Raw genomic sequence first — 6,486 nt, forward strand, 5'->3', positions numbered from 1 at the left:
CGCTACACCTTGGCGGCGAACGCCTGCTCCCGCTGGTCATGGCGCAGCAGCAACCAGACCCTCTCCTTGTCGGCCAGGGGCAGGGGCGCCTCGAGCAGCACCCCGACCCCCCCGTTGGAGTAATCCCTGACGGTACAGGGGTAGAGGTGACCGTTCGCCAGCCTGATGGCCGCCGGCATCACCATCTCCACCCTGGGGTTGGCACGGACCTGGCGCGACTCGAAGGCCACCGCCAGGGCGCCGCCCAGTATGGTCATGTTGTAGAGGGTCCAGATCATGCTGAGGATCAGGGTCGGCACCTCGTCGGCAGGGCCGGTGCCGATGCGCCAGAGGCCGAACCCCAGCCCGCACAGATTGAGCAGGATCAGCAGCAGATAGGGGCGGGAGACCGACAGATCGAGGAACACCTCCTCCGTCATCCCCCCCTTGGCAGTCACGTTGAACGTCCCCTTGTGAGGTGCAAAGAGCGCCACCGTGGTCGGCCTGGCGATGTACCAGGCCAGCACCGTCTCATAGACCTCGCCCCAGAAGGAGTGGCGCACCTTGCCCTGCAACCGGGAGTTGGTCAGAGCGCTGTGGAAGATGTGCGGCAACATGTAGAGGGCGATGGCCGCCGCCGGGGCATAGATGATGTAGGCGTGCAGGATCAGGAAGGCGAGCGGCGCCGTCAGGAAGATGAGCCTCGGTATGCCCGAGAGGAAATGCAGCATGGCATTGAAGTAGCACAGCCGCTGCCCCAGCTTGAGCCCCTTGCCGAAGAGAGGGTTGTCCAGACGCAGGATCTGCACCATGCCGCGCGCCCACCGGATGCGCTGACCGATGTGGGCAGAGAGGCTTTCGGTGGCCAGCCCCGCCGCCAGCGGGATCCGGATATAGGCCGAGGTGTAGCCGAGGCGGTGCAGCCGCAGGGAGGTGTGGGCATCCTCGGTGACCGTCTCCACCGCGATGCCGCCGATCTCGTCAAGGGCAGTGCGCTTGATGACGGCGCAGGAGCCGCAGAAGAAGCTGGCATCCCACATGTCGTTGCCATCCTGCACCAGGCCGTAGAAGAGAGCCCCCTCGTTCGGCATCTTGCGAAACCGTTGCAGGTTGTGTTCGAACGGATCGGCGGAGAAGAAGTGGTGGGGGGTCTGGACCACGCCCAGACGGGGATCCCGGTAGAACCAGCCCACCGTCATCTGCAGGAAGGAGCGGGTCGGCAGGTGGTCACAGTCGAAGATGGCGACCAGCTCCCCGGTGGCCATCTTGAGGGCGTGATTGATGTTGCCCGCCTTGGCGTGCTCATGGGTCGACCGGGCCACATAGCGGATCCCGGCCTCCTCGGCGAAGTCTCGAAACGCTGCCCGCCCCCAGTCGTCAAGCAGCCAGATGGTCAGCTTGTCGGCGGGCCAGTCGAGCCCCATGGCGGCGTAGACAGTCCCCTTCACGATGGCGAGATCCTCGTTGTAGGTGGGGATCATCAGATCCACGCTGGGCCACTGGGCCGGATCCGCCGGCAGTTGTGCCGGAGGGCGGTGCAGGGGCCATGCGGTCTGCCAGTAGCCGAGCAGCAGCACCAGCCAGGCATAGGTCTCGGCGGCCAGCAGCAGCAGGCCGCAGGCCAGGCTGACGGGGTCGAACCAGTCGAGGGTCGAGGTGTAGCGCCACCAGATGTAGCGGCAGGAGATGGTGAGGGAGAGCACCATCATCATCAGCATGGGATAACGGCCCGGCACGGCGCGCAGGATGAAGGCCATGGCCGCCAGCAGGAGGACGAACACCAGCTGCGCCTGCAGGGTGAACGGCTGGGTGACGCAGAGCAGGGAGAGGCTCCCGGCCACCACGCAGAGCAGCACGCTCTTCCAGCGTGCCTCGCGGGGCGTGGCCCTGGCGGCGGCCAGCCCTTTCTCCTCCTGACGGGCCAGGAAGGCGCCGAGAGTCTGAGTGCCCCGGTGCCAGAGCCGTTGCCAGGAGGCAGGCCAGCGCAGAGGGATGGGCTGTGGGCGACGCACTATCATCCAGAGGCTCTGCAACAGAACGCGCAGGGGATCCCCCACCCGGGGGTGCGTCAGCTGGGGATAGAGCCCCCGGGCATGGCCCAGCACCCATTGCCAACCATGACGCTCGAGGGGGAAGATAACCCAGGCCAGCAGCCAGCCCAGGGTCAATGCGGCCGCCCCAGGGCGGGAAGCCCCCCGCTCGCGCAGTGCGCGATAGCGCTGCGAGCACCAGAGGCCCGCAGCCGGCGTCAGCAGCCGCACTCTCATCGGGGCGCCTCCCCCTCTGCCAGACACCAGGTCGCCAGGGCGGCCAGCTCGTGGGCAACCAGACTGGTGGGGGCATAGCGGCCGACCGGCAGCTTGGCGGCCATGGCCTCCGCCATGGCTTCGTCCCTGTGCAGATGAAGATTGAGCAGAGGGAGCCCCCCTGCCAGCCAGAGATCCAGCAGCCCCTGCTGCAGGGCCCGCTGGCTGGAGAACTGGGTCACCAGCAGACGCTCATCAGCCGCCCAGGGGTGGCGGTGAAGCCGCACATGGCAGTTGGCATCCGCATTGACCACCAGCAAGCGCCTGCAGGGGATGACGGGGGCCATGCCCAGGGGCAGATCCAGCAGCACCAGATCATAGCCATCGATCCCCGCCAGCCACTCGGCCGACGCCCCCTCCCCCCCGCCATGGAAGAGCAGATCCAGTCCCTCCTCCCGGCGGTGAAGCGCACCTCGCCACTCCCGCGCCGGCTGGGTCAGCCGGCTCCAGCCTCCCGGATCGTCATGGGGCAGGCCAAGGTGGATGCCAAGCTGGTTGTCCGGGCAGAGATCCACCGCCAGCACCCTTGCCCCCTGCTCATGGGCAGCCTGGGCCAGTCCGGCCACGATGGCGGTGGTCCCCACGCCTCCCCGGATCCCCTGCAGGGCGATCACCTTCATGCAGACCTCCCCTCGCCAGTCCCCTCGGGCCCTTTCACTGCCACCTCCGCCAGCAGGGGGAAGCGTGCGCACAAGGCGGCGAGCCGCTCCCTGGCGGCAATATCCTGATAGGAGACGCTGACACCAAAGGCCTGCTGGACCATGGCCACGTCATTGATCACCGCGCCCTCCACCGGGACGCCGAAGGGGGTCTGCATGTCTGATTGCCGTTCGCTGCGCATCGTCACTTCCGGTCTCATTGGGGATAGGGGACCCAGTCCCCCTGCCCCAGCTTGATGTGGTACTTGCCCTGATTTCGATCACCACCGAGCCCTGGTTCTCAGACACCGGCGGGGTCTGCGGCAGGTCGCCCAGCAGGGCATCCCAATCGATGGTCTCGCTCCCGAACACATCCTTCCCCACCAGCCTGGAGACCAGTTCTGATACCGCCAGGAAGCTGCTGGGGGTGTCCACGTTGCGGGTCGCTTCATGGGGCGCCTTGGTACCGAGCAGGGCAACCTCCACCGGCACCTGGGTGATGCTCGGGCTGGGAATGTCCCGCAGCCCGGCCATCTGCATCTTGTCGCCGGTGAGAGCGGCGCCGTGCTCAGGCACCATCACCACGGCCACCTTGCGGCCGGATTGATCCAGCGTCGTCATGAAGTCATCCAGCTGATCCAGCAGGGTCTTGAGCCTCGCCTTGTAGGGCGCTATCTGGCGGCTCGCCACATAGCGGTTGCCATCGTGCAGGGCGATGAGGTTGAAGAAGGTGACGTTGCGTGCCGCCTGACTCTGTGTCCGCTCGTTCAGCCAGCGGCCGAACAGGGCATCCCCGCGATAGATGGGTTCGCCATCGAAGGAGGCGAGATCATGGGCCAGCCCCTTCTTGTCCATGGGGGTCACATCCAGCCCGGCATACTGCTGCAGGCCGGTCAGGTAGTTGCCAAAATCCCCCGAGTGATCCATGGCCACCTGTTTGGCAAAGCCGAGCTGGGCCAGATTCTCGAACAGCAGACACTGCTTCGGCGCCGTCACATAGAGCCCCTGGTGGCTGGTCTGCCCGCAACTGGCCCGCAGCAGGCGAATGGAGCTCGGGCCGCTGTAGGAAGTGGCGGAGTTGAAGCGGTTGAAGCGAATGTCGAAGTGGGACCAGACCGGATGCCCGCTCAGGCCGCTCGCCTCCACGTCATGCCAGGCCAGGGAGCAGACATTGATGATGAGCACATCGAAGGGGGTCGCCTGGGCTGGCAGGCTCTCCGGGAAGTGCACCAGTCTCTCCTGCTCCTCCCGATAGAAGTCATCGAGATAGGCGTTGAGGTTCTCGTTGGTCGGCGGGGCACTCTGGTCAAGCTGCTCCTCCATGGGCAGCACTGAAGAGCGGGTCTCCTCCCGGGACGTGTTCAGGGCATGCTCGCTCGCCCCCTTGCTGCTCGCGAAGGGATTGCTCACCTGGGGCGAGACCCAGAGCCAGAGCAGCGCCAGCAGGATCCAGGGGGTGAAGCGCAGCCACTGGGCGATGAACAGATAGAGTGTCAGCAGCACGAACCCCGCGCCGACCATCTCCCAATTGATGAAACGCCCGAGCAACTCCGCCCAGTAATCCAGGGTGAAGGAGAAGACCTGGCTGCCCTGGGCACGAATGCTCTCTATCCCCGGCAACCAGGTATCGTGATAGAAGATCCCCGCCCCCACCGGCAACGCCAGCCAGTGCCGCGCACGGCGCCACCCGGCCCTTTGCAGGGGAAAGATCAGGAAGGCGGCAAACACCAGGTTGATCAGGGGGTGGAAGTTGAGATATCCCCCCCAGAGCAGGGCGAACTTGGCAAGAAAATAGACATTCCAGCCACCCAGGCCGTGCCAGTCCAGCCAGGGGAATCGGCATCAGAAACATGTCGGGTCATCGGCGATGAGTCACCTGTTATCGTGGGCCCCCCGAAGGGGCCGGGCACACTGCAATGGTTGTCAAAAGAATAGCCTGACTATTATGCAACTATTTCTTTTGTCTCAGGCGGCGCCGAACCTGGCTCCCCCGGATGGGTGGGAGGGGAATGAGAGGGGAATGAGAGGGGCCGTATGTATCCATATATTATCCAAACGATCCCGATAAGGCAGCCTTCTCTGACAAAATGGGGGGAACGTGCAGACGGGATGCAGGATCCTGGCAAGGGCCCCGCGCTTACTACTGCGACAGACTTTGTCAGCCCTGTCTCCATCTCGAACAACTTGAGGCCACCTCTGGATTGCGCCATCATATCGGCCCGGCTGATGGCCGGCCGAATTGGACAGTCAACTTCAAGGACCCCCCATGTTTGAACACGTCGATGCCTATGCTGGCGATCCCATACTGACGCTAGTCGAGACCTTCCATAAAGATACCCGCGAGCAGAAGGTGAACCTGGGGATTGGCCTCTATTACGACGAGCAGGGCCGCATTCCGCTGCTGCCGTCGGTGCAGCAGGCCGAAGCGCAGCGCGCCGCCGCCCCGGCCCCGCGCCCCTACCAGCCGATGGAAGGCGCCGCCAACTACCGCACCGCGGTGCAGCACCTGCTGTTTGGTGCCGATCACGAAGCGGTCAAGGCGGGTCGCATCGCCACCATCCAGACCATCGGCGGCTCAGGCGCGCTGAAGATCGGCGCCGATCTGCTCAAGCGCTACTTCCCGACCTCCGAGGTGTGGGTCAGCAATCCCACCTGGGACAACCACAAGGCGATGTTCGAGGGGGCCGGCATCAAGGTGCACGACTACCCATACTACGATGCGGCCACCGGCGGCGTGCAGTTTGACGCCATGATCGACTGCCTGAGCAGCCTGCCGGCGAAAAGCATCGTGCTGCTGCACCCCTGCTGTCACAACCCGACCGGGGTGGATCTCTCTCGCACCCAGTGGGACCAGGTGATCGCCCTGGTGGTCGAGAAGAACCTGATCCCCTTTATGGACATCGCCTATCAGGGCTTCGGCGACGGGCTGGAAGAGGATGCCTACGCCATTCGCGCCATGGTGGCCGCCGGCGTCAGCTTCTTCGTCAGCAACTCCTTCTCCAAGAACCTCTCCTTCTACGGCGAGCGCTGTGGCGGCCTGTCGGTCATCTGCCAGGATGCCGAAGAGGCGAGCCGGGTGCTGGGCCAGATGAAGGCCACCGTGCGCCGCAACTACTCCAGCCCCCCCACCCACGGCGGCCAGATCACCGCGGCCGTGATGAACGACGCCAGCCTGCACGCCATGTGGGTTGGTGAGGTGACCGAGATGCGCACCCGCATCAAGGCGATGCGCGAGAAGCTGTTCGAGGTGCTGAGCGCCAAGGTGCCGGGCCGCGACTTCAGTTACTTCATCAACCAACGCGGCATGTTCAGCTACACCGGCTTCACCCCGGAGCAGGTGGACCGCCTTCGGGAAGAGTTCGCCGTCTACCTGGTGCGCTCCGGTCGCATGTGCGTGGCGGGTCTCAACAGCCGCAACGTCGACTACGTGGCCGACGCCATGGCCGCCGTGCTCAAGGGCTGATCCCCGCAAGCCCCGCTCAGGCGGCAATGCTGATCAGTTAAGGATCCATTGACCGATCCTTCTGCTGTAGGACAATCCGGAACCAATCACTGGTTCCGGA

Annotated in this window: 5 protein-coding genes; 1 reads left to right on the forward strand and 4 read right to left on the reverse strand. The window is 64.9% G+C overall.

From position 1 onward, the window contains the following. Positions 1-2: 2 nt before the first annotated feature. From bcsA to bcsG, 4 genes are read right to left on the reverse strand one after another with little or no spacing between them, the layout of a single operon-like run. Complete coding sequence (bcsA, locus tag OKC30_RS08170; protein ID WP_234888551.1) at positions 3-2,246, reverse strand: UDP-forming cellulose synthase catalytic subunit; 2,244 nt, start codon at positions 2,244-2,246, stop codon at positions 3-5. Further along, positions 2,243-2,905 carry a cellulose biosynthesis protein BcsQ gene (bcsQ, locus tag OKC30_RS08175; protein ID WP_270809589.1) on the reverse strand — a complete coding sequence of 221 codons (663 nt, stop codon included), beginning with the start codon at positions 2,903-2,905 and terminating at the stop codon, positions 2,243-2,245. Before bcsQ ends, bcsA begins: the two co-directional genes overlap by 4 nt. Further along, positions 2,902-3,066: a cellulose biosynthesis protein BcsR gene (gene bcsR, locus OKC30_RS08180; protein WP_270662614.1), complete on the reverse strand. Its 165-nt coding sequence runs from the start codon at positions 3,064-3,066 to the stop codon at positions 2,902-2,904. The genes bcsQ and bcsR overlap by 4 nt, the downstream gene beginning before the upstream one ends. Continuing rightward, positions 3,056-4,750, reverse strand: coding sequence for a cellulose biosynthesis protein BcsG (bcsG, locus tag OKC30_RS08185; RefSeq protein WP_160836632.1), 1,695 nt, complete (start codon positions 4,748-4,750; stop codon positions 3,056-3,058). The genes bcsR and bcsG overlap by 11 nt, the downstream gene beginning before the upstream one ends. 439 nt (positions 4,751-5,189) lie before the next feature. On the opposite strand from bcsG, the gene OKC30_RS08190 reads away from it, so the two are divergent. Then, the gene (locus OKC30_RS08190) at positions 5,190-6,386 is read left to right on the forward strand and encodes an amino acid aminotransferase (protein ID WP_160836624.1); all 1,197 of its coding nucleotides are present in this window, start codon (positions 5,190-5,192) and stop codon (positions 6,384-6,386) included. The last annotated feature ends 100 nt before the right edge of the window (positions 6,387-6,486 follow it).

The sequence above is a fragment of the Aeromonas sp. QDB18 genome, from assembly GCF_027705325.1.
Lineage (GTDB): Bacteria > Pseudomonadota > Gammaproteobacteria > Enterobacterales > Aeromonadaceae > Aeromonas > Aeromonas caviae.

What these genes read in the sequence shown, in the direction of transcription:
- OKC30_RS08190 (WP_160836624.1), top strand. Translation starts at nt 5,190, where the DNA reads ATGTTTGAACACGTCGATGCCTATGCTGGCGATCCCATACTGACGCTA.
- bcsA (WP_234888551.1), bottom strand. Translation starts at nt 2,246, where the DNA reads ATGAGAGTGCGGCTGCTGACGCCGGCTGCGGGCCTCTGGTGCTCGCAG.
- bcsQ (WP_270809589.1), bottom strand. Translation starts at nt 2,905, where the DNA reads ATGAAGGTGATCGCCCTGCAGGGGATCCGGGGAGGCGTGGGGACCACC.